16 protein-coding genes are annotated in these 23,105 nt (G+C 62.1%); 11 read left to right on the top strand and 5 right to left on the bottom strand.

Annotation, left to right across the window (positions count from 1 at the left end):
- Positions 1 to 387: 387 nt before the first annotated feature.
- The 4 genes from asmA to alkA all read right to left on the bottom strand — a co-directional run bounded on the left by asmA (position 388) and on the right by alkA (position 4,542).
- Complete coding sequence (asmA, locus tag QLG03_RS18715; protein ID WP_255989108.1) at positions 388 to 2,235, bottom strand: outer membrane assembly protein AsmA; 1,848 nt, start codon at positions 2,233 to 2,235, stop codon at positions 388 to 390.
- 30 nt (positions 2,236 to 2,265) lie between these two features.
- Positions 2,266 to 2,847: a dCTP deaminase gene (gene dcd, locus QLG03_RS18720; protein WP_004151145.1), complete on the bottom strand. Its 582-nt coding sequence runs from the start codon at positions 2,845 to 2,847 to the stop codon at positions 2,266 to 2,268.
- A gap of 90 nt (positions 2,848 to 2,937) precedes the next feature.
- Positions 2,938 to 3,579 carry a uridine kinase gene (gene udk, locus QLG03_RS18725; protein WP_002912442.1) on the bottom strand — a complete coding sequence of 214 codons (642 nt, stop codon included), beginning with the start codon at positions 3,577 to 3,579 and terminating at the stop codon, positions 2,938 to 2,940.
- Between the two features lie 114 nt (positions 3,580 to 3,693).
- A complete protein-coding gene (alkA, locus tag QLG03_RS18730; RefSeq protein WP_072420686.1) occupies positions 3,694 to 4,542 on the bottom strand; it encodes a DNA-3-methyladenine glycosylase 2 in 849 nt (282 codons plus the stop codon).
- A gap of 137 nt (positions 4,543 to 4,679) precedes the next feature.
- Between alkA and yegD the strand changes: the two genes are divergently transcribed.
- From yegD to QLG03_RS18755, 5 genes are all read left to right on the top strand, one after another.
- On the top strand, positions 4,680 to 6,032 hold the full coding sequence (gene yegD / locus QLG03_RS18735; RefSeq protein WP_255989104.1) for a molecular chaperone: 1,353 nt from the start codon (positions 4,680 to 4,682) through the stop codon (positions 6,030 to 6,032).
- Positions 6,033 to 6,321: 289 nt separating this feature from the next.
- Positions 6,322 to 8,178 carry a sensor histidine kinase gene (locus tag QLG03_RS18740; protein WP_255989196.1) on the top strand — a complete coding sequence of 619 codons (1,857 nt, stop codon included), beginning with the start codon at positions 6,322 to 6,324 and terminating at the stop codon, positions 8,176 to 8,178.
- A gap of 14 nt (positions 8,179 to 8,192) precedes the next feature.
- Positions 8,193 to 8,897: a response regulator transcription factor gene (locus QLG03_RS18745; RefSeq protein ID WP_255989101.1), complete on the top strand. Its 705-nt coding sequence runs from the start codon at positions 8,193 to 8,195 to the stop codon at positions 8,895 to 8,897.
- Positions 8,898 to 9,134: 237 nt separating this feature from the next.
- Positions 9,135 to 9,275, top strand: a complete 141-nt coding sequence (locus QLG03_RS18750) for a small membrane protein (RefSeq protein ID WP_032453469.1) — start codon at positions 9,135 to 9,137, stop codon at positions 9,273 to 9,275.
- Between the two features lie 116 nt (positions 9,276 to 9,391).
- Positions 9,392 to 10,003 carry a transcriptional regulator gene (locus tag QLG03_RS18755; RefSeq protein ID WP_023290390.1) on the top strand — a complete coding sequence of 204 codons (612 nt, stop codon included), beginning with the start codon at positions 9,392 to 9,394 and terminating at the stop codon, positions 10,001 to 10,003.
- Positions 10,004 to 10,277: 274 nt separating this feature from the next.
- On the opposite strand, the gene QLG03_RS18760 is transcribed toward QLG03_RS18755, so the two are convergent.
- Positions 10,278 to 11,552, bottom strand: a complete 1,275-nt coding sequence (locus tag QLG03_RS18760; RefSeq protein WP_032453470.1) for a dicarboxylate/amino acid:cation symporter — start codon at positions 11,550 to 11,552, stop codon at positions 10,278 to 10,280.
- 300 nt (positions 11,553 to 11,852) lie between these two features.
- Between QLG03_RS18760 and QLG03_RS18765 the strand changes: the two genes are divergently transcribed.
- From QLG03_RS18765 to baeR, 6 genes are read left to right on the top strand one after another with little or no spacing between them, the layout of a single operon-like run.
- Complete coding sequence (locus tag QLG03_RS18765) at positions 11,853 to 13,091, top strand: MdtA/MuxA family multidrug efflux RND transporter periplasmic adaptor subunit (RefSeq protein WP_023290392.1); 1,239 nt, start codon at positions 11,853 to 11,855, stop codon at positions 13,089 to 13,091.
- Complete coding sequence (locus QLG03_RS18770; RefSeq protein ID WP_255989097.1) at positions 13,091 to 16,213, top strand: MdtB/MuxB family multidrug efflux RND transporter permease subunit; 3,123 nt, start codon at positions 13,091 to 13,093, stop codon at positions 16,211 to 16,213. The genes QLG03_RS18765 and QLG03_RS18770 overlap by 1 nt, the downstream gene beginning before the upstream one ends.
- Positions 16,214 to 19,291 carry a multidrug efflux RND transporter permease subunit MdtC gene (gene mdtC / locus QLG03_RS18775; RefSeq protein WP_194859705.1) on the top strand — a complete coding sequence of 1,026 codons (3,078 nt, stop codon included), beginning with the start codon at positions 16,214 to 16,216 and terminating at the stop codon, positions 19,289 to 19,291.
- 1 nt (position 19,292) lies between these two features.
- Positions 19,293 to 20,708 (top strand): MFS transporter, encoded by a 1,416-nt coding sequence (locus tag QLG03_RS18780; protein ID WP_255989094.1) that lies wholly within the window; start codon positions 19,293 to 19,295, stop codon positions 20,706 to 20,708.
- Positions 20,705 to 22,201 (top strand): two-component system sensor histidine kinase BaeS, encoded by a 1,497-nt coding sequence (gene baeS, locus QLG03_RS18785; protein ID WP_017899359.1) that lies wholly within the window; start codon positions 20,705 to 20,707, stop codon positions 22,199 to 22,201. The genes QLG03_RS18780 and baeS overlap by 4 nt, the downstream gene beginning before the upstream one ends.
- Entirely contained in the window at positions 22,198 to 22,920 is a 723-nt protein-coding gene (baeR, locus tag QLG03_RS18790; protein ID WP_023290397.1) for a two-component system response regulator BaeR, read from the top strand. The genes baeS and baeR overlap by 4 nt, the downstream gene beginning before the upstream one ends.
- Positions 22,921 to 23,105: the final 185 nt, after the last annotated feature.

Raw genomic sequence — 23,105 nt, forward strand, 5'->3', positions numbered from 1 at the left:
GGGATGGCGACGCAAACCGGGGGATTACCCCTGCCGCACAACCCAGGCGGGGTCAGGCGTAGCCGCCGCCCGGCATCAATGTGACATCACACCTGGACGACATGCTCACATCACAGGGAATTGATGCTCTACCGCCGCCACACTGCCTGATGGCGCTTCGCTTATCAGGCCTACGGGATGGCGACACAAACCGGGGGATGCCCCCCCGCCGCACAACCCAGGCGGGGTCAGACGTAGCCGCCGCCCGGCACCCACGTGACATCACACCTGGACGACATGCTCACATCACAGGCCGGGTCAGGCGTAGCCGCCGCCCGGCATCAACGTGACATCATACTTTGACGACATGCTCACAGCCCGGTAGTCCCGGGCTGCTGGTCTGGACGATTACAGCTTATCGAGCAGCTTTTTAGCGTCTTTGCTCTCTTTGCTGCCTTTATTACGTTCGACCCAGTCGTTGAGGCGCTGCTTCGCTTCATCCTGCAGCTGTTTACGCAGGATCTGGTCCACCTGCAGGCTGTAGCTCAGCGACTGCCAGTCGCCGTAGATGCGCAGCGGGATGGCGGTCTGCTTCAGGCGGTCGATAAGCTTGCCCTCACCTTTCCAGCCGCCGAGCACGCGCACGTTAAAGCGCATATCGCAGTTTTCTTTCTGCAGATCGAGCTGTCCTTCGCCGGTCATCGCCATCACGTCGGACTGCCCCTGCACGCGGTTCAGCGTCACCAGCCCGTTATCCAGCGTCAGCTGGCTGCTCACGGCATCCAGCCGGGTGGCGTTGTCGTAATTTTCCTGCGCCCGGACGTTGGTGCTGCGCTCCACGGCCTGCTGCACCAGCTGCTGGAAGTTAAGTCCTTCGGTACGGGTATCCGTCATCTGGATCTGCGCCTGGCCCTGCCAGCGACGGCGGAAATCATCCGCGTCAATGCGCGCTCCGGAAAACTCGCCGGTCAGCGACAGCTTGCCGGTCAGGCTTAAGGAATAGTTGAAGGCTTTGATCAGCGAACCGATCTCCACGTTCTGCAGCGCCGGCTGGAACGTCGCCTGCGGCGTGTCGCCGCGGGCATCAAGGGTGCCGGGGAGGGAAAGCTGGCCGCCGTCGAGGCTGCCCTGCATTTTGCTGACCGTCAGCAGCCCCTGCTTATTGCTGATCTCGCTCTGCACCTGGGTGAAGTTCAGGCCGCGCCACTGCAGCTGGTCGGCGCTCAGGGCCATCCGGCCGGTAAAGCCGCGCAGGCTCTGGTAATCTTCGCGCTCATCGCTGTCGGCGATCACCGGACGCAGCGGGCGCGTCTGGCTCTGGCCCTGCTGGCTGGCGCTGCTGTCGGTCGCCGGCGAAGAGGACGCCAGCAGACTGTCGAGATTCAGGGTGGTGGCGTGCAGATCCAATGACCAGTCCGGGCGCTCTCCCAGCACCACGCTGCCGTTGCCGGTGAGGGTGCTGCCGCTGGCCATCAGGTTCAGATTATCAAAGCGCAGGGTCTTGCTATCTTCCTGCCAGCTGGCCTGCAGGCTCCCCTGACCATTGATGCCGTCGGGGGGCAGCTCAGCGCCGCGCAGCTGCCAGCTGAGCTGGCTAAAGTCGGCTTTTAACGAATGCGGATAGTCGCCGCCCTGCACGATGGCGGTGAAGTTCAGCGCCAGGTCGCGCTGGTCGCGGTTGACGCGGCCGGAGAAATCGACGGTGGCCCGGTGGTTCTCATCCTGCTCCATCTGCAGGCGGATATCGCGCACGGTCACCTGCTCGCCGTTTTCATGCTGGAAGAAGAGCACGCTGTCGGCCACCTGCAGCTGTCGCACGTCGTAGGACCATCCGCGGTCCTCCGGGGCCAGCGGCAGGGTGTTGTCATGCGGCACCACCGGCGCCGCGCTGTCGCGAACCGCCTCGGTTTTCGGGGTCAGCTGGATCACCGCCCCCTTGAGCATCACCTGCTTCACCTGCAGCTGGTGCGAAAGCAGCGGCAGCAGCGCCACGTCGAGGCGCATGTTGTCGGCGCGGATCACCGGCTCTTCAGCGCCTCTGGCGGTCAGCGTCATGCGCCCGCTGAGAATGCTGAGCTGCGGCCAGACGTGCCAGCGCAGCGGGCCATCGAGTTCAAGCTGATAACCGCTGCGCTCTGCCACCTCATGCACCATATAGGCGCGAAAATCGTTGGGATTGACCAGCAATACCAACGAGGTAAGCCCGGCGACAATGACCGCCAGCAGGATCATCAGCGTTGTCAGTATTCGTCTCATGGCACCCTCAGCAACACCCCGTTGACGTTATCAATCCTTGTCGATTCGGCTCGCCACCGCGCCCTGCTGGTCGCGATATTTGGCGTCTTCACGGCGGTTATATGGCCGGGCCGCCGGGCCCGATAATGGTTCAAAGCTCAGCGCGCCGATGGGCATCCCCGGGCGCAGCGCCAGCGGCAGCTTGCCGGAGTTGTAGAATTCCAGCACGATGCAGCCGGACCAGCCCGGGTCGATGCGGTGCGCGGTCACGTGCACCATCAGCCCCAGGCGCGCCAGCGAGGAGCGCCCGTCAAGCCAGCCCACCAGGTCGGCAGGCAGGGTGACCGACTCATAGGTCACCGCCAGCGCCAGTTCGCCCGGATGCAGGAAAAAGGCCTCCCCTTCCGGCAGAACGATCTCTTCGCTCATCACGCGGTCCAGCGCGGCGCTCACCTCGGCCTTCGGGCCGCTTAAATCGATAAACGGCGCCGTGTGGCCGCGGAAGGTGCGGAATTTATTACCCAGCCGTACATCAACCGTCGCGCCATTAATACGCTCAACGGGCGGGCGCGGATTGATGGCCAGTCGCCCTTCATCCAACCAGGCTTCGATATCTCGGTCACACAGACGCATGGGCTTTCTCCTTATAAGGCTGCTTCCCGCACGCTTCGCGGCGGAGAGGGCAACAGGGCTACTCTTTGCACGTTACACAATTCGGCCAGGTTATTCAAAGAACTGACTGATTTTGGCCTTCAGAATATCAATCGCGATGCGGTTTTTGCCGCCGCGCGGCACGATGATGTCGGCATACTGCTTCGACGGCTCAATAAACTGCAGGAACATCGGGCGCACGGTCTTCTGATACTGGGCCATCACCGAGTCCATGGAGCGGCCGCGCTCGTTAACGTCGCGCTTAATGCGGCGCATCAGGCAAATATCGAGCGGGGTGTCGACGAAAATAGAGAAGTTGAGCTCGTTACGCAGGCGCGCATCGGTCAGCAGCAGGATCCCTTCAAGAATAATCACCTTCTTCGGCTCGACGTGAATGGTGTTCGGCGTGCGGGTATGCTCGACGTAGCTGTAGACCGGCAGTTCAATCGGCTGGCCGCTTTTCAGCATCTGCAGGTGCTGGAACAACAGACTGTGGTCCATTGAGCTCGGGTGGTCATAGTTAGTTTTGACGCGCTCTTCCATCGACAGATGACTTTGATCTTTGTAATAGCTGTCTTCCGGAATGACGCCAATATGTTCGTCGCCAACTTGTTCACGCAATTCGCGATAGAGAGTACTGGCAATAAGACTTTTGCCAGAAGCCGATGCGCCGGCGATGCCTACAATGACGCACTGATGGGACATATCAGTCATAAATTTTTGCGACCTGATTAACCTGGATAGAGATGGAGGGTGGCGGCGGACCGCCAAACGCGGCAATTATAGGGATTTCAGCGTCCCGATACCAGTGGTATGCGCCCCGGACGGCTATTCCGCCGCCGGCGCCCAGTCATCGGTATACCAGATATGCAACAGCGCATAAGATCGCATCGGCTGCCAGCGGCGAGCATAGCGGGCGATGGCGGCCGGGGTCATTCCCGGAAAGCGCTGTTTAATCAGGTAGTCGTCCGGCAAAAAGATATCCTTCGCCTGCCAGCCGCGCAGGGCAAAATAACTGGCCGTCCAGCGGCCAATCCCGGGCAAAGTCTGCAATTGACGCAGCCCGGCGTCGATATCCGCCGGCGCGGTCAGGGGCAGCTCGCCGCTGAGCGCCGCCCGGGCGAGGTGGATCAGCGCCTCCGCGCGGCGAAGCGGCATCCCCAGCGCCTTCAGCGCCTGCGGATCGGCCCGGGAAAGCGCCTCCGGCGTTGGGAATAAAACATAGCCGGGGGCATCCGCCAGCGGTTCGCCCCAGCCGGCCGCCACTTTGGCGGTGAGCCGGGCGGCCATCGCCACGCTCACCAGCTGGCCGAGCACCGCGCGCACCGCCTGTTCGAAAGCGTCCAGCGCCCCGGGCAGGCGCAGCCCCGGCCGCGCCTGCGCCAGGTCGCCCAGCGTGCGAGCGACCTGCTGCGGGTCGCAGGCCAGATCAAACAGCTGGCCAATTCGCGCATAGCAGATCTCCGCCACCGGCTGCAGCCCCGGGGAGAGCGTCACCCGCAGGCCCTGCGCCTCCTCGTCCGGCGCCAGATGAATCAGCCCGCCGTGGCCTGCTACGCGAAAGCTGCGGCTGTAGCCTCCGTCATGAAAACGCTCGACGCCGGCGACTGCGCGCGCCTGCAGAAAACCAACCATCCACCCCCAGTCGTAGGGCGGGGTCCAGGGTAACAACACCATAAGCTCTCCTTTATATAGCGTTTCAATGATAGTCGCCCTTCACCGTCAGCGCCTTGCTTTTAAATTCCGGTTGTCGGCATGACGGCGATCCGCTAAAGTCGCCCCCCTTCTTCACCGGCATGGGGATTTTGCAGACGATGTTTATTGGTTTTGACTACGGCACCGCCAACTGTTCGGTGGCCGTAATGCGGGAAAACAAGCCCCAGCTGTTGACGCTGGAAAACGGCAGCGCGCTGCTGCCCTCCATGCTCTGCGCGCCGACGCGCGAAGCGGTCAGCGAGTGGCTCTATCGCCATCACGAGGTGCCGACCCACAGCGACGAAAACCAGGCGCTGCTGCGCCGGGCCATCGCCGCCAACCGCGACGAAGACATCGAGGTGCTGCGCAACAGCGTGCAGTTCGGCCTCGCCTCCCTGCATCAGTATGTTGAAGATCCGGAAGAGGTCTACTTCGTCAAATCGCCAAAGTCCTTCCTCGGCGCCAGCGGCCTCAAGCCGCAGCAGGTGGCCCTGTTTGAAGACCTGGTCTGCGCCATGATGTTGCACATCAAGCTGCAGGCGGAAAGCCAGCTGCCCGAGCAGATCGACCAGGCGGTGATAGGCCGGCCGATCAACTTCCAGGGCCTCGGCGGCGACGAAGCCAACGCCCAGGCGCAGGGGATCCTTAAGCGGGCCGCCCTTCGCGCCGGTTTCCGCGATGTGGTCTTCCAGTTTGAGCCGGTGGCCGCCGGGCTGGATTTCGAAGCCACCCTCAGTGAAGAGAAGCGGGTGCTGGTCGTCGATATCGGCGGCGGGACCACCGACTGCTCCCTGCTGCTGATGGGCCCGCAGTGGCGGGAGCGCGCCGACCGCCAGCAGAGCCTGCTCGGCCACAGCGGCTGCCGCATCGGCGGTAACGACCTCGATATTGCCCTGGCCTTCAAATGCCTGATGCCCCTGCTCGGCATGGGCGGCGAAACGGAGAAAGGCACCGCGCTGCCGATCCTTCCGTGGTGGAACGCGGTGGCGATCAACGACGTCCCGGCGCAGAGCGACTTCTACAGCACCGCCAATGGCCGTCTGCTTAACGACCTGCTGCGCAGCGCCCGGGATGCCGATAAAGTGGCCCTGCTGCTGAAGGTCTGGCGTCAGCGCCTGAGCTATCGTCTGGTGCGCAGCGCCGAAGAGAGCAAAATCGCCCTCTCCAGCGCGGACAGCGTCGAGACCGCGCTGCCGTTTATTCAGGACGAGCTGGCCACCGCCATCTCCCGGCAGGGGCTGGAAGCGGCGCTGGATCAGCCGCTGAGCCGCATTATGGAACAGGTGCAGCTTGCCCTCGACAGCAGCCAGACCACCCCGGACGTGATCTATCTGACCGGCGGTAGCGCCCGCTCACCGCTGATCAAAAAGGCGCTGGCGGCCAAGCTCCCGGGTATTCCGCTGGCCGGTGGGGATGATTTTGGCTCAGTAACCGCCGGGCTGGCCCGCTGGGCGCAGGTGGTTTTCCGCTAGCCCTTGCCCGGCGCTGCCGCGCAGCAGGTCTGTCCTGATCGCGGCGTTGCAGATTACGCTGGAATATTCCTGGTCTCCCACGCAAAATGGCCTGTTCGTCCGGACAGGCCTGTCCACTTTCCTCCGCTTCCGGGGGCGTATTATCCATACCGTAGCCAGTCGTCTGCGGTCAGTAATCTTTGCATGCCGCAAGGGGGCGTGATTGAAAAGGGTGTCTGCGATCTTCGCAGCGGTCCGGCGTTGCCGGCCGCGGTTCCTGGCAGGCTGGCTGGTCAGCTGCGGATTGCTCTTGCTGCTGATCGCCCCGCAGGCGCAGTCGGCGCCCCGACAACTGGGAACGGATATCCCCGTCGAATGGTACGCGGACGACAGCGGCCAGATGACCATCGATCGCTTTGCCGACCTGCCCGTGGACCAGCTCGCCACCACCCGGCAAATCCCCTCCTTCGGCTATTCACGCAAAACCCTGTGGCTGCGCAGCGAGCTGCCGGGTGCATGGTTTGCCGGCGAGTCGCGCTGGCTGCAGATTGGTCCCTCTTTCGTCGACCACCTGACTCTCTATTACCGGCCACTGGGCAGCGACGCGCCGTGGACCGCGCGGACCTTTGGCGACCGTGACTTGGCCCGGGAGAGCGATCTTCACTATCGAGAAAGCGTGCTGATCCTCCCTCCGCCGCCCACCGCCGCCGGCTATGAGATGGTCTTTCGCCTGCAGAGCACCAGCACCCTGATCCTGCTGGCCTCCCTCTCTTCTCCGCAGGCCTATCTGCAGCGGGCCACCGCCGACACCGCCTTCTGGAGTTTCTATTTTGGCCTCGCGGCGGTCGCCAGCGGCGTGGCGCTGTGGCTGGCCCTGGCCCTGCGCCGGCGTCTGCTGTGGGGCATCTGCTTCTTCTCGCTCAATTATCCGCTGGTAGCCGCCCTGCACGGTTTCCCGGAGTGGTTTTTCGGCCACGCCGCGCTGCCCTTCCAGGACTTTATGATCAGCAGCCTCTCCCTGTTCAGCTATGCCACCGCCCTGTGGCTGCACAGCGAGATATTTGATTTGAAGAAAAATATGCCGCGGCTTTACCGGCTGCTGATCGCCGCCGTGGCGCTCAACCTGCTGCTGCAGGTCAGCATTCCGCTGGGGTTTTACGGCCTCGCCATGCAGATTGAAGGGGTGATCTTTATCATTATCACTCCGGTGCTGCTTTTCACCTCCTGGTGGCTGTGGCGCAAAAAAGCTATCGACCGCAACACCCTCCTGCTGGGGCTCCTGCCGCCGTTCTATGTCGCCGCCGCGGTGCTGGTGCAGCTGTCGATCCACGGTATTATCCCGTTTCATATGGCGATCTATTCCCTCTGGCAGTATGCGCTGATCGTCCACATCATTACGGTGCTGATCATTGCCATCCTGCGGGTGCGCGCTGAAAACCGCCAGCTGGAGCAGAAGCAGCGCCTGGCGCGCGAGCTGCAGATCGAGCGTGAGGCCAGCTTCCACCAGCGGCAGTTTATGGGCATGGTGGCGCATGAATTCCGCACCCCGCTGGCGGTGATCCAGGCCGCGCTGGAGAATCTCCGCCTCTCGGCGGCGTCGGCCAGCCAGGAGGCGCGCTTCGATCGCATCGGCCGCGCCGCCACCCGTCTGGTGCAGCTCACCGATAACTGCCTCGCCGACGCCCGGCTCGCTTCCCACGATCTGCACGTCGACCGCCAGCAGACCGCCCTGCTGACGGTGATCACTATGGCGGCCTCGGTAGTGGCTATCTCTCACGACCATTACCTGAACATTCGCCATCACGGCGCGGTGGAAAGCCCGCAGCTACAAGCCGACGCCGGCCTGCTGTGCATCGCCATCGCCAACCTGCTGGATAACGCGGTCAAGTATTCGCCGCCGGGCGAAATCACTATCGATATTCACGCCGATGCCGGGCACACAGAGCTGCGCATTCGCGACTACGGTCCTGGACTCCCCGCCGGGCAGGCGGAACTGATCTTTGAGCGCTATCGGCGCGGAGAACATACGTCGCCAGTGCCGGGCGGCACCGGTCTCGGACTGTATGTTGCGCGCCAGATCGTGCAGGCTCATGATGGCAAACTGTGGCTGGCCGAGCATGGCCCGGACGGCTGCACCTTTATCCTTACCCTCCCCACGGTTGCTTAAGAGGAGAACGACGCATGGCTTTACGGCTGGCGATAATTGAAGATAACCCCGATCTGCTGGATGAACTGCTGGCCTGGCTGGGCTATCGCGGCTTCGAGGTCTGGGGGACGTGCAGCGCCGAAGCCTTCTGGCGGCAGCTGCACAGCCATCCGGTGGACATCGTGCTGATAGATATCGGTCTGCCCGGCGAGGATGGCTTCAGCGTCCTGAGCTACCTGCATGAGCTGGGCCACTACGGTCTGGTGGTGGTCAGCGCCCGCGGCCAGCAGCAGGATAAACTGCAGGCGCTGAGCCTCGGGGCGGATGCTTACCTGATCAAGCCGGTTAACTTCGCCCACCTCGCGGAGACCCTGACCGCCCTCGGCGCCCGCCTGCAGCAGGATCGCCCGGCGGCCTCCCCGCCGCCGGAGACGGCCAGCGCCGTCTCTCCCCCCGCCACCGGGCTGTGGCGTCTGCACGAAGATAAACTGATCTCACCCGACGCCCGGACGCTGGAGTTAACCCAGCAGGAATATCGCCTGGTGGAGCTCTTAATGCGCAATCGCAACGAAGTATGCAGCAAGCTGGATCTCCATGCCTGCCTGTTCTCCCATGAAAGCGAGCCTGACCTGCACCGCATCGACGTGGTGGTTAGCCGCCTGCGCCACAAGGCTCGCCAGCAGGGGATCCACCTGCCCGTACGCGCCATCTTTGGTAAGGGGCTGGCCTTTATCTCCTGATAGACGGGGTATGTCGGCGGCCGTGCTGGATATGAATGACTCGCAAGTGTTAATTTTTCTCATTTTCTGAGAGAAATGAGAGGAATGAGACTGACGATGACCTTAAGAACTTTCTTATAGTGCTACTACATAAGGATGATGACGTATGATTTTCAGCGGACAGAAAAACATATAACAAAACGTATTAGCCGTTCGCGGCAAATTATGACACCATGCAACACAACCAAGGTAAAAACGATGGCCATGCAAACGTGGTTAGTTTTATTGCTATGCATTTTTTTCTTCAGCATCTCTGTATACAGTTTTATTTCCTATCTGAAAGACAGGAAACGGGTAAAATTTACCTTTAACGATAAGCGTTCGACGCGTCGTAAATAATTCACTTTAGAATAATAAAAACATATTGCAGGTACTTTAATACAGTCAACACACCGCATACGCCCGGAGGATGTGTCACAGCATGGCGTTATGTTTTTGCGTAAGGAAATAACGCCATGAGAAACATTAATGTCACCATCAATACCCGTAACACCTTTGTCCGTGAATCGCTGGTCGCCATGGTCAATGACCTCACCCGGGGCGATCAGCGGGCACGCTTTTCCTGGCGGAATAATGACCTGTCAGGGGAAGACATCATCATTTGCGAAGTGATCCCCGGCGAAATCTACCTGTGCAATACGCTGATTAAAAACAGGAAAAAAGGCAGTTCGCTGATTATCCTCCACAGCTACGACCAGCTGCCGGAAGAGGATTTCATGATTAACTGCCTGAAAGGGGTCATTTTTGTCTCGCTCAAGACGGCCAGTATTCCGCAACTGCTGACGATTATTAAAAGCGAGCTCCAGCATTGTATGGCGCCTTCGGCCACCGACGACGCAGGCCGGGAGCTCAGCTGCGCCAGCTGCCCGCATCGCGTGCTGTCGCGCTCCCAGACCGCCGTGGTGCACGGTATTCTCGAAGGTCTCGATATGAGTAAAATCGCCGCCCTGCAGCGCGTCAGCCCCCGCACCGCCGCTTATCATAAGAATAAGATTATGGAAAAATACAGCCTGAATAATAACCACGACTTTTTCCAGTTTATGAATCTGTTACGTGAGCGCTGGTAGGCAAATAGCGTGCAGAAGAAAATAAGATTTTCACCTGGCTATATTGTCGGAAATCTGAAAATAGCCGCTGAATGCTAAAAAAGCGCCAGCGCTGCCAGACATAACGTTAAACTCTGACGCTTCCTCGGTATAAAGACGTTACCGCGCGCCTTTATATAAGAAAAAAGACTATTTACGAGGAAAACTGATACTTCGTCACATTGCCCCTGACGTGCCTGTCAGGGGTCTTTTTTTCCATGTGGAATGGCGCCCTCTGCGCGAGGGCGCGGCAGGATCAGGCTTCCACTTTCTCCGCTTCCCAGTCCGGCTGCGCTTCCTCGTCGGTGAGCAGACCTTCATTTTTCGACAGCATGGCGGTGGCGATGCCATTGCCCAGCACGTTGATGGCGGAGCGCCCCATATCGAGGAAGTGGTCGATGCCCATCAGCAGCAGGATCCCGGCAACCGGAATATGGAAGCTGGGAATGGTGGCCGCCAGCACCACCAGCGCCGAGCGCGGCACCCCGGCGATGCCTTTTGAGGCCAGCATCAGGGTCAGCATCATGACCGTCATCTCGCTGAAGCTCAGCGATACGTTATAGGCCTGAGCGATAAACATCGCGGCGAAGGAGCAGTAAACCATCGAGCCGACGAGGTTAAATGAGTAACCAATCGGCAGGACGAACGAGACGATATTGCGCGAACAGCCAAACTTCACCAGCCGCTCGAGGGTCTTCGGATAGGCCGCTTCCGAGCTGCTGGTAGTAAAGGCCACCAGCACCGGATCTTTCAGCATGTTCAGCAGGCGGAAGACCTCTTTCTTGAGCACCATATAGCCGACGGCAATCAGCACCGCGCTGGTCAGCAGCACCGCCAGGTAATAACCGCCAATGAACGACGCGTAGTTGAGCAAAATTCCCAGCCCCTGCGAGGCAATCACCGACGAGATGGCGGCGAAGATGGCCAGCGGCGCAACGTACATCACATAGCCCGTCACCTTCAGCATAATGTGCGACACCACGTTAAGGGCCGCCACCAGCGGCGCATTAAACTTCTCCCCCAGCGACGCGCCGGCGATGCCAAAGAACATCGAGAACACCACGATCTGCAGGATCTCGTTGTTGGCCATCGCCTCGGTGATGCTGGTGGGAATGGTATGCGACAGGAACCCTTTCAGAGTCATGCCGCTGACCGCCAGGCCGGTATCCACCGCCTCTTTCGGCACCGTCAGGTTTAGCCCGGCGCCCGGGTGCTGGAAGGTGACGATCACCAGCCCGACGAGAATGGACAATACCGACGAGGTGATAAACCACACCATCGCCTTACCGCCCACCCGGCCAATGGTCGCCGTCTCGCCGAGGCGCATAATACCGACCGTCAGGGTGCTGAACACCAACGGCGCGATGACCATTTTGATTAAGCGCAGAAACAGATCGGTCAGCAGCGTGATGTTGTCTGCCCATGCGGAGATGGTGGTCGGCGTCGCGTAGGCATGGATAGCCGCGCCGGAGAGGATCCCCATCAGCATAAAAATGACGATGAAGAGCGTGAGTTTGTTTGCGTTTGCCACAGCAATGACCCCTGATTATTCAACACGTTGATTTATAAGTGCATATTTTATTATTATGGAAATGCACTGATTTATTCACCGCATAAATCTAATTAAAGCCCTTGCGGATACAACTATTTTTTACTTTTTTAAACTAAAAGTTGATATCACCCCGGAAATCGGCGGCGAGACCGCCCGCCATCGCCGCCGTTATCCAGACATTTCTCAACCTTCTTTTCATAATTCCTCCATTTTTACGGCCCCTTCCCTCACTAAACTAGTATCATTCAGCGAAACGCTTCAGGATGAGACCGTAAACTAATGAAAGGCAGTAACATACGTCGTTGGGGCGCCGCGCTGGCGGTAGTGATTATCGCCGGGACCGCCTACTGGTTCTGGCACGATCGTGGAACGAGCGGCAGCGGGACGCCCGCCGCCGGGCAGGGTCCGCAGGGGCCGGGCGGCGCGCGCCATGGTCGCTTTGGCGGCGCGCTGGCGCCGGTGCAAGCCGCCACCGCGACCGAACAAGCGGTGCCGCGCTATCTTACCGGGCTGGGTACCGTGACGGCGGCCAATACCGTCACCGTCCGCAGCCGGGTCGACGGCCAGCTGCTGAGCCTTCACTTCCAGGAGGGGCAGCAGGTCAAAGCCGGCGATCTGCTGGCGCAGATCGACCCCAGCCAGTTTAAGGTGGCCCTTGCCCAGGCGCAGGGTCAGCTGGCGAAAGATAACGCCACCCTGGCCAACGCCCGCCGCGATCTGGCCCGTTACCAGCAGCTGGTGAAAACCAACCTCGTCTCCCGCCAGGAGCTCGACACCCAGCAGTCGCTGGTGGTGGAATCCGCCGGCACCGTGAAGGCCGATGAAGCCGCCGTCGCCAGCGCCCAGCTGCAGCTCGACTGGACGCGCATCACCGCGCCGATTGACGGCCGCGTCGGCTTAAAGCAGGTGGATATCGGCAACCAGATTTCCAGCGGGGATACCACCGGGATTGTGGTTCTCACCCAGACGCACCCGATCGACGTGGTCTTTACCCTGCCGGAAAGCACCATCGCCACGGTGGTGCAGGCGCAGAAAGCGGGCAAAGCGCTCAGCGTCGAAGCCTGGGACCGCACCAATAAGCAGAAAATCAGCGTCGGGGAGCTGCTGAGCCTCGACAACCAGATCGATGCGACCACCGGGACCATCAAGCTGAAGGCGCGCTTTAGCAATCTGGACGACGCCCTGTTCCCCAACCAGTTCGTTAATGCCCGCCTGCTGGTGGATACCCAGCAGAACGCGGTGGTGATCCCTGCCGCCGCCCTGCAGATGGGCAACGAAGGGCATTTTGTATGGGTGCTGAACGATGAGAATAAGGTCAGCAAACACAGCGTCACCCCGGGGATTCAGGACAGCCAGAAAGTGGTGATCAGCGCCGGGCTTTCCGCCGGGGATCGCGTGGTCACCGACGGGATTGACCGCCTGACCGAAGGGGCGAAAGTGGAAGTTGTCACCGCCAGCAGCGGCGAGCAGGCGCAGCCCGCCCCGCGCCAGAGCGGTAAACACGGAGCGCGTTCCTGATGCAGGTGTTACCCCCAGGCCGCACCGGCGGCCCGTCCCGGCTATTTATTATGCGTCCGGTGGCCACCACGCTGCTGATGGTGGCGATCCTGCTGGCCGGGATCATCGGCTACCGTTTTCTGCCGGTCTCCGCCCTGCCGGAGGTCGATTACCCGACCATCCAGGTGGTCACCCTCTATCCGGGCGCCAGCCCGGACGTGGTGACCTCCGCCATCACCGCCCCGCTGGAGCGCCAGTTCGGCCAGATGTCCGGCCTTAAGCAGATGTCCTCCCAAAGCTCCGGCGGCGCCTCGGTCGTCACGCTCCAGTTCCAGCTGACCCTGCCGCTGGACGTCGCCGAGCAGGAAGTGCAGGCGGCCATTAACGCCGCCACCAACCTGCTGCCGAGCGATCTGCCCAACCCGCCGGTCTACAGCAAGGTCAACCCGGCGGATCCGCCGATCATGACCCTCGCCGTCACCTCCTCGGCCATTCCGATGACCCAGGTGGAGGATATGGTGGAGACCCGGGTGGCGCAGAAGATTTCTCAGGTTTCCGGCGTCGGTCTGGTGACCCTCGCCGGCGGCCAACGCCCGGCGGTGCGGGTCAAGCTGAACGCCCAGGCCATCGCCGCCCTCGGCCTGACCAGCGAAACCGTGCGCACCGCCATCACCAGCGCCAACGTCAACTCGGCGAAAGGCAGCCTCGACGGCCCGGCCCGCGCGGTGACGCTTTCCGCTAACGATCAGATGCAGTCCGCTGAGGATTACCGCCGGCTGATTATCGCTTATCAGAACGGGGCGCCGATCCGCCTTGGCGACGTCGCCAGCGTCGAACAAGGCGCAGAGAACAGCTGGCTGGGGGCGTGGGCCAACCAGCAGCGGGCCATCGTGATGAACGTCCAGCGTCAGCCGGGGGCCAACATTATCGACACCGCCGACAGCATTCGCCAGATGCTGCCGCAGCTCACCGAGAGCCTGCCAAAATCGGTGAAGGTGCAGGTTCTTTCCGACCGGACCACCAATATTCGCGCCTCGGTGCGCGACACGCAGTTTGAGCTGATGCTGGCCATCGCCCTGGTGGTGATGATCATCTATCTGTTCCTGCGCAACGTCCCGGCGACCATTATTCCCGGCGTCGCGGTGCCGCTGTCGCTGGTGGGCACCTTCGCGGTGATGGTGTTCCTCGACTTCTCCATCAACAACCTGACGCTGATGGCCCTCACCATCGCCACCGGCTTTGTGGTGGATGACGCCATCGTGGTGATCGAGAACATCTCGCGCTATATCGAAAAAGGCGAGAAACCGCTGGCCGCCGCGCTGAAAGGCGCAGGGGAAATTGGTTTCACCATTATCTCCCTCACCTTCTCGCTGATCGCGGTGCTGATCCCGCTGCTGTTTATGGGCGATATCGTCGGCCGCCTGTTCCGCGAATTCGCTGTCACCCTTGCCGTCGCTATTCTTATCTCGGCGGTGGTCTCCCTGACCCTGACGCCGATGATGTGCGCCCGCATGTTAAGCCACGAATCGCTGCGCAAGCAGAACCGCTTCTCGCGGGCCAGCGAGCGCTTCTTCGACCGGGTGATCGCCGTCTATGGCCGCTGGCTGAGCCGGGTGCTGAACCATCCGTGGCTGACGCTCGGCGTCGCCCTGAGCACCCTGGCGCTGTCGATCCTGCTGTGGATCTTTATTCCCAAAGGCTTCTTCCCGATTCAGGATAACGGCATTATCCAGGGCACCCTCCAGGCGCCGCAGTCGGTCTCCTTCGCCAGCATGGCCCAGCGCCAGCAGCAGGTTTCCGACATTATCCTCAAGGATCCGGCGGTGGAGAGCCTGACCTCGTTTGTCGGCGTCGACGGCACCAACCCGGCGCTGAACAGCGCCCGCCTGCAGATCAACCTCAAGCCGCTGGATGAACGCGACGACCGCGTTCAGACGGTGATTAGCCGTCTGCAGCAGGCGGTGGCCGGCGTCCCCGGCGTGGCGCTCTATCTGCAGCCGACCCAGGATCTGACCATCGACACCACGGTGAGCCGCACCCAGTACCAGTTCACACTGCAGGCGAACTCCCTCGAGGCGCTGAGCACCTGGGTGCCGCCGCTGCTCAGCCGCCTGCAGGCTCAGCCGCAGCTGGCCGACGTCAGTAGCGACTGGCAGGACAAAGGCCTGGCCGCCTACATCAAGGTGGACCGGGACAGCGCCAGCCGCCTCGGCATCTCGATGGCGGACGTCGATAACGCGCTGTACAACGCCTTCGGCCAGCGGCTGATCTCCACCATTTACACCCAGGCGAATCAGTATCGCGTGGTGCTTGAGCAGGATACCGAAGCGACCCCGGGCCTGGCGGCGCTGGATAATATCCGCCTGACCAGCAGAGACGGCGGCATTGTGCCGCTGACCGCCATCGCCACGGTGGAGCAGCGCTTTACCCCGCTGTCGGTGAACCACCTCGATCAGTTCCCGGTGACCACTATCTCGTTTAACGTGCCGGACAACTATTCGCTCGGCGAAGCGGTGGAGGCGATCCTCGCCGCCGAACAGTCGCTGGATTTCCCGACCGATATCCGCACCCAGTTCCAGGGCAGCTCGCTGGCCTTCCAGTCGGCGCTGGGCAGCACCGTCTGGCTGGTCGTGGCCGCGGTGGTGGCGATGTATATCGTGCTGGGGGTGCTGTATGAGAGCTTTATCCATCCGATCACCATTCTCTCCACCCTGCCCACCGCCGGGGTCGGGGCGCTGCTGGCGCTGTGGCTGGCGGGCAGCGAGCTGGACGTGATCGCCATCATCGGCATTATTCTGCTGATCGGCATCGTGAAGAAGAACGCCATCATGATGATCGACTTCGCGCTGGCCGCCGAGCGCGAGCAGGGCATGCCACCGCGGGAGGCGATCTATCAGGCCTGTCTGCTGCGTTTTCGCCCGATCCTGATGACCACCCTCGCCGCCCTGCTCGGCGCCCTGCCGCTGATGCTGAGCACCGGCGTCGGCGCCGAGCTGCGGCGTCCGCTGGGGATCGGCATGGTCGGCGGTCTGATGCTCAGCCAGGTGCTGACCCTGTTCACCACCCCGGTGATCTACCTGCTGTTCGACCGCCTGTCGCTGCATCTGAAGCGTCGCTTCCCGCGTCAGGAAGAGGAGGCGTAAGTGAAGTTTTTCGCCCTCTTCATTTACCGCCCGGTGGCGACGATCCTCATCTCGCTGGCCATCACCCTGTGCGGCATTCTCGGCTTCCGGCTGCTGCCGGTGGCCCCGCTGCCGCAGGTGGATTTCCCGGTGATCATGGTCAGCGCCTCGCTGCCGGGGGCCTCGCCGGAGACCATGGCTTCGTCGGTGGCCACCCCGCTGGAGCGCTCCCTGGGGCGGATTGCCGGGGTCAATGAGATGACCTCCTCCAGCTCGCTCGGCAGCACCCGCATCATTCTCGAGTTTAACTTCGACCGCGATATCAACGGCGCGGCGCGCGACGTGCAGGCGGCGATCAACGCCGCGCAAAGCCTGCTGCCGAGCGGGATGCCGAGCCGGCCGACCTACCGCAAAGCCAACCCGTCGGATGCGCCGATCATGATCCTGACGCTTACCTCCGACACCTACTCCCAGGGTGAGCTGTATGATTTCGCCTCCACCCAGCTGGCGCAGACCATCGCGCAGATCGACGGCGTCGGCGATGTCGACGTCGGCGGCAGCTCCCTGCCGGCGGTGCGCGTCGATCTCAATCCGCAGGCGCTGTTCAACCAGGGCGTGTCGCTGGACGCGGTGCGCACCGCCATCAGCGACGCTAACGTGCGCAAACCGCAGGGGGCGCTGGAGGACAGCGCCCACCGCTGGCAGGTGCAGACCAACGATGAGCTGAAGACCGCCGCCGACTATCAGCCGCTGATCGTCCACTACCAGAACGGCGCCGCGGTGCGGCTGGGGGATGTCGCCACCGTCTCGGATTCGGTGCAGGATGTGCGCAACGCCGGGATGACCAACGCCAAACCAGCGATCCTGCTGATGATCCGCAAACTGCCGGAAGCCAATATCATCCAGACGGTGGACAGCATCCGCGCCCGCCTGCCGGAGCTGCAGCAGACCATTCCGGCGGCCATCGATCTGCAGATCGCCCAGGACCGCTCGCCGACTATTCGCGCCTCGCTGGAGGAGGTGGAGCAGACGCTGGTGATCTCGGTGGCGCTGGTGATCCTGGTGGTCTTCCTCTTCCTGCGATCCGGGCGCGCGACGCTGATCCCGGCCGTCGCCGTCCCGGTTTCCTTAATCGGTACCTTCGCCGCCATGTACCTGTGCGGCTTCAGCCTTAACAACCTGTCGCTGATGGCGCTGACCATCGCCACCGGCTTCGTGGTGGATGACGCCATCGTGGTGCTGGAGAATATCTCCCGCCATCTGGAGGCGGGGATGAAACCGCTGCAGGCGGCGCTGCAGGGGAGCCGCGAGGTCGGCTTTACCGTCCTGTCGATGAGCCTGTCGCTGGTGGCGGTGTTTTTGCCGCTGCTGCTGATGGGCGGCCTGCCCGGCCGCCTGCTGCGCGAGTTCGCCGTCACCCTGTCGGTGGCGATCGGCATCTCGCTGGCGGTCTCCCTCACCCTGACGCCGATGATGTGCGGCTGGCTGCTGAAAAGCGGCAAACCCCACCAGCCGACGCGCAACCGCGGCTTTGGCCGCCTGCTGGTGGCCATGCAGGGTGGCTATGGTAAGTCGTTAAAATGGGTGCTGAAGCACAGCCGCCTGACCGGCCTGGTGGTGCTGGGCACCATCGCCCTCAGCGTCTGGCTCTATATCTCGATCCCGAAAACCTTCTTCCCGGAGCAGGACACCGGGGTGCTGATGGGCGGCATTCAGGCCGACCAGAGCATCTCCTTCCAGGCGATGCGCGGCAAGCTGCAGGACTTTATGAAGATCATTCGCGAAGATCCGGCGGTGGATAACGTCACCGGGTTTACCGGCGGCTCGCGGGTCAACAGCGGGATGATGTTTATCACCCTCAAACCGCGCGACCAGCGCCACGAGACGGCGCAGCAGGTGATCGACCGGCTGCGCAAAAAGCTGGCCAACGAGCCCGGGGCCAATCTGTTCCTGATGGCGGTGCAGGATATCCGCGTCGGCGGCCGGCAGTCGAACGCCAGCTATCAGTACACCCTGCTGTCCGATGACCTGTCGGCGCTGCGCGAATGGGAGCCGAAGATCCGCAAAGCGCTGGCGGCGCTGCCTGAGCTGGCGGACGTCAACTCGGATCAGCAGGACAATGGCGCCGAAATGGACCTGGTCTATGACCGGGATACCATGTCGCGCCTTGGCATCAGCGTTCAGGACGCCAACAACCTGCTGAACAACGCCTTCGGCCAGCGGCAAATCTCCACCATCTACCAGCCGCTGAACCAGTATAAAGTGGTGATGCAGGTCGACCCGGCCTATACCCAGGACGTCAGCGCCCTGGATAAGATGTTTGTCATCAACAGCGAGGGCAAGCCGATCCCGCTGGCCTACTTCGCCAAATGGCAGCCGGCCAACGCCCCGCTGTCGGTGAACCACCAGGGGCTGTCGGCGGCGTCCACTATCTCCTTTAACCTGCCCACCGGCCGCTCGCTGTCGGAAGCCAGCGAGGCGATTAACCGCGCGATGACCCAGCTCGGGGTGCCGTCCACCGTACGCGGCTCCTTTGCCGGTACCGCTCAGGTGTTCCAGCAGACCATGAACGCGCAGGTGATCCTGATCCTCGCGGCCATCGCCACGGTCTATATCGTGCTGGGGATGCTCTACGAGAGCTATGTGCATCCGCTGACCATCCTTTCGACGCTGCCCTCCGCCGGGGTGGGCGCGCTGCTGGCGCTGGAGATATTCGATGCCCCGTTCAGCCTCATCGCCCTTATCGGGATCATGTTATTAATTGGCATCGTGAAGAAAAACGCCATCATGATGGTTGATTTTGCCCTTGAGGCGCAGCGCACCGGCAACCTGACGCCGGAAGAGGCGATTTTCCAGGCCTGCCTGCTGCGTTTCCGGCCGATTATGATGACCACCCTCGCCGCGCTGTTCGGCGCCCTGCCGCTGGTGCTCTCCGGCGGCGACGGCTCCGAGCTGCGCCAGCCGCTGGGGATCACCATCGTCGGCGGTCTGGTGATGAGCCAGCTGTTAACGCTCTACACCACGCCGGTGGTCTATCTTTTCTTTGACCGTTTGCGGCTGCGTTTTTCGCGTCATTCCACTCAACCGGTAAGCGAATAAGATGACAGACCTCCCGGCCAGCGTGCGCTGGCAGCTATGGATAGTGGCGTTCGGCTTCTTTATGCAGTCGCTGGACACCACCATCGTCAACACCGCCCTCCCCTCGATGGCCAAAAGCCTCGGAGAGAGTCCGCTGCATATGCATATGATCATCGTCTCCTATGTCCTGACGGTGGCGGTGATGCTCCCGGCCAGCGGCTGGCTGGCCGACCGGGTCGGGGTGCGCAATATTTTCTTTACCGCCATCGTGCTGTTTACCGCCGGATCGCTGTTTTGCGCCCAGGCCAGCACCCTCGACCAGCTGGTAATGGCCCGGGTGCTGCAGGGGGTCGGCGGCGCAATGATGGTGCCGGTCGGCCGCCTGACGGTGATGAAGATCGTCCCGCGCGATCAGTACATGGCGGCGATGACCTTCGTTACTCTGCCGGGGCAGGTCGGCCCCCTGCTCGGCCCGGCGCTGGGCGGGGTGCTGGTGGAGTACGCCTCCTGGCACTGGATCTTCCTTATTAACATCCCGGTGGGGATCGTCGGGGCCATCGCCACCCTCTGCCTGATGCCCAACTACACCATGCAGACCCGGCGCTTCGATCTCGCCGGCTTTGTGCTGCTGGCGGCCGGGATGGCGACCCTGACCCTGGCCCTGGACGGCCAGAAAGGGCTCGGCATATCGACACGCTGGCTGGCGGGACTGGTGGCCATCGGTCTCGCCGCCCTGCTGCTGTACCTTTGGCATGCCCGCGGTAACGCCCGGGCGCTGTTCAGCCTCAACCTCTTTCGCAACCGCACCTTCTCCCTTGGCCTCGGCGGCAGCTTCGCCGGGCGCATCGGCAGCGGCATGCTGCCGTTTATGACCCCGGTGTTTCTACAGATCGGCCTCGGCTTTAGCCCCTTCCACGCCGGACTAATGATGATCCCGATGGTGCTCGGCAGCATGGGGATGAAGCGGATCGTGGTCCAGGTGGTCAACCGCTTCGGCTATCGTCGGGTGCTGGTCGCCAGCACTCTGGGCCTGGCGGCGGTCAGCCTGCTGTTTATGTTTAGCGCCCTGGCGGGCTGGTATTATGTGCTGCCGCTGATCCTGTTTCTGCAGGGGATGATCAACGCCAGCCGCTTCTCCTCGATGAATACCCTGACCCTGAAAGATCTCCCCGACGATCTGGCCAGCAGCGGCAACAGTTTGCTGTCGATGGTGATGCAGTTGTCGATGAGCATTGGCGTGACCATCGCCGGGCTGCTGCTGGGGCTGTACGGCCAGCAGCATCTGAGCCTCGACGCCGCCGGCACCCATCAGATCTTTCTCTATACCTATCTGAGCATGGCGGCGATCATCGCCCTGCCAGCGCTCATCTTTTCCCGGGTACCGGATGACCTCGGCAGTAATACCGTCATTCGTCGACGCAACAGGAGTGGATCGTGAAATTTTGGCGCCCGGGCATTACCGGCAAGCTGTTCCTCGCTATTTTCGCCACCTGCATCGTGTTGCTGATCAGCATGCACTGGGCGGTGCGCATCAGTTTCGAACGCGGGTTTATCGATTACATCAAGCGCGGCAATGAGCAGCGGTTAACCATGCTCAGCGACGCGCTGAGCGAGCAGTATGCCCAGCACGGCAGCTGGGCGTTTCTGCGCAACAACGACCGCTTTATCTTCCAGCTGCTGCGCACCTTCGAACGGGATAATGACGACCGCTCGCCGCCGGGGCACGCCATGAAGCCGGGGGCGATGGACGCGCCGGACGCCGGTCCGGACGGGCCGCCGCCGGATGGCCCCCCTGACGGCCCGCGCCCGAGGCCGGAAATGCCGCCCCACGGCTGGCGCACCATGTTCTGGGTGGTCGATCAGTCTGGCCGCGTGCTGGTGGGCCCCCGCGAGCGCGTGCCGGAGGACGGCAGCCAGCGCAGCATTATGGTCAACGGCGTGGAGGTAGGGAGAGTGATCGCCTCGCCGGTGGAAAGGCTAACCCGCAATACCGACATTAACTTCGACCGGCAGCAGAAGCGCACCAGCTGGCTGATCGTTGCCCTTGCCACCCTGCTTGCCGCGCTGGCCACCTTCCCGCTGGCCCGCGGCCTGCTGGCGCCGGTGAAGCGGCTGGTGGAAGGCACCCATAAGCTGGCGGCGGGCGACTTTTCAACCCGCGTGACGGTGACCGGCGGCGATGAGCTCGGCCGCCTGGCGCAGGATTTTAACCAGCTCGCCAGCACCCTGGAGCGCAACCAGCAGATGCGTCGCGATCTGATGGCCGACATCTCCCATGAACTGCGTACCCCGCTGGCGGTGCTGCGCGGCGAACTGGAGGCAATTCAGGACGGGGTCCGACGGTTTACTCCAGAGTCCATTCCCTCCCTGCAGGCCGAGGTCGCCACCCTCACCAAGCTGGTGGACGACCTTCACCAGCTGTCGATGTCCGATGAGGGCGCGCTGGCCTACCAGAAAACCTCGCTGGATATCATCACCCTGCTGGAGGTGGCCGCAGGCGCGTTTCGCGAGCGCTTCGCCGGCCGGCAGCTGAGCATTCAGGTGTCGCTCCCGGAGCAGGCGATGATCTTCGGCGACCGCGACCGCCTGATGCAGCTCTTCAACAATCTGCTGGAGAACAGCCTGCGCTATACCGACAGCGGCGGCAGCCTGCACATTACCGCCCGCCGCAGCGGACGGATGCTGGTGATCGACTTCGCCGACAGCGCCCCCGGGGTCAGCGATGAGCAGCTGGCCCGCCTGTGCGAACGCTTTTATCGGGCGGAAGGATCGCGCAACCGCGCCAGCGGCGGCTCTGGCCTCGGGCTGGCGATTTGCCTCAATATCGTAGCGGCCCACGGCGGCACCCTGCGCGCCGACCATTCGCCTTTTGGCGGGGTTAGCATTAAAGTTGAGTTACCTCTGGAACATGATTTACCGAGAGACGTATGACTGAATTGCCTGTAGATGAAAACACCCCGCGCATTCTGATCGTGGAAGATGAACCCAAGCTCGGCCAGCTGCTGATTGATTATCTGCAGGCCGCCGGCTATGCGCCTACGCTGATTAACCATGGCGATAAGGTCCTGCCCTACGTTCGGCAGACCCCGCCGGATCTGATCCTGCTGGATCTGATGCTGCCCGGCACCGACGGCCTGACGCTGTGCCGGGAAATCCGCCGCTTCTCCGACGTTCCGGTGGTGATGGTGACGGCGAAAATCGAAGAGATCGACCGCCTGCTGGGGCTGGAGATCGGCGCCGACGACTATATCTGCAAGCCCTACAGCCCGCGGGAAGTGGTCGCCCGGGTGAAAACCATTCTCCGCCGCTGCAAGCCGCAGCGCGACCTGCAGGCGCTGGACGCCCAGAGCCCGCTGATTGTCGACGAGGGGCGTTTTCAGGCCTCGTGGCGCGACAAGCTGCTGGACCTCACCCCCGCCGAGTTCCGGCTGCTGAAAACCCTCTCCCAGGAGCCAGGGAAGGTCTTCTCCCGCGAACAGTTGCTCAACCATCTGTATGACGACTATCGGGTAGTGACCGACCGCACCATCGACAGCCACATCAAGAACCTGCGGCGCAAGCTGGAGGCGCTGGACGCCGAACAGTCGTTTATCCGCGCCGTATACGGGGTTGGCTACCGCTGGGAAGCGGACGCCTGCCGGCTGGCGTAGTTAGCCTTTTCCCGGCTCGCGCTGCGCTTAGCCGGGCTACACGTTCACCGCCGTCTGCAATCCGTAGCCCGGGTAAGGCGTTTACGCCGCAACCCGGGGGAATTCCATAGAGCCTATCCCACCAGGCGTTATTAGTGCTGTCAGTATGAGCACTGCCCAGGTTCAAAATGGCAAACAAATTAGCC

This window comes from Klebsiella sp. V115_8 (assembly GCF_029967715.1).
In the GTDB taxonomy this organism is placed as follows: Bacteria; Pseudomonadota; Gammaproteobacteria; order Enterobacterales; family Enterobacteriaceae; genus Klebsiella; species Klebsiella quasipneumoniae.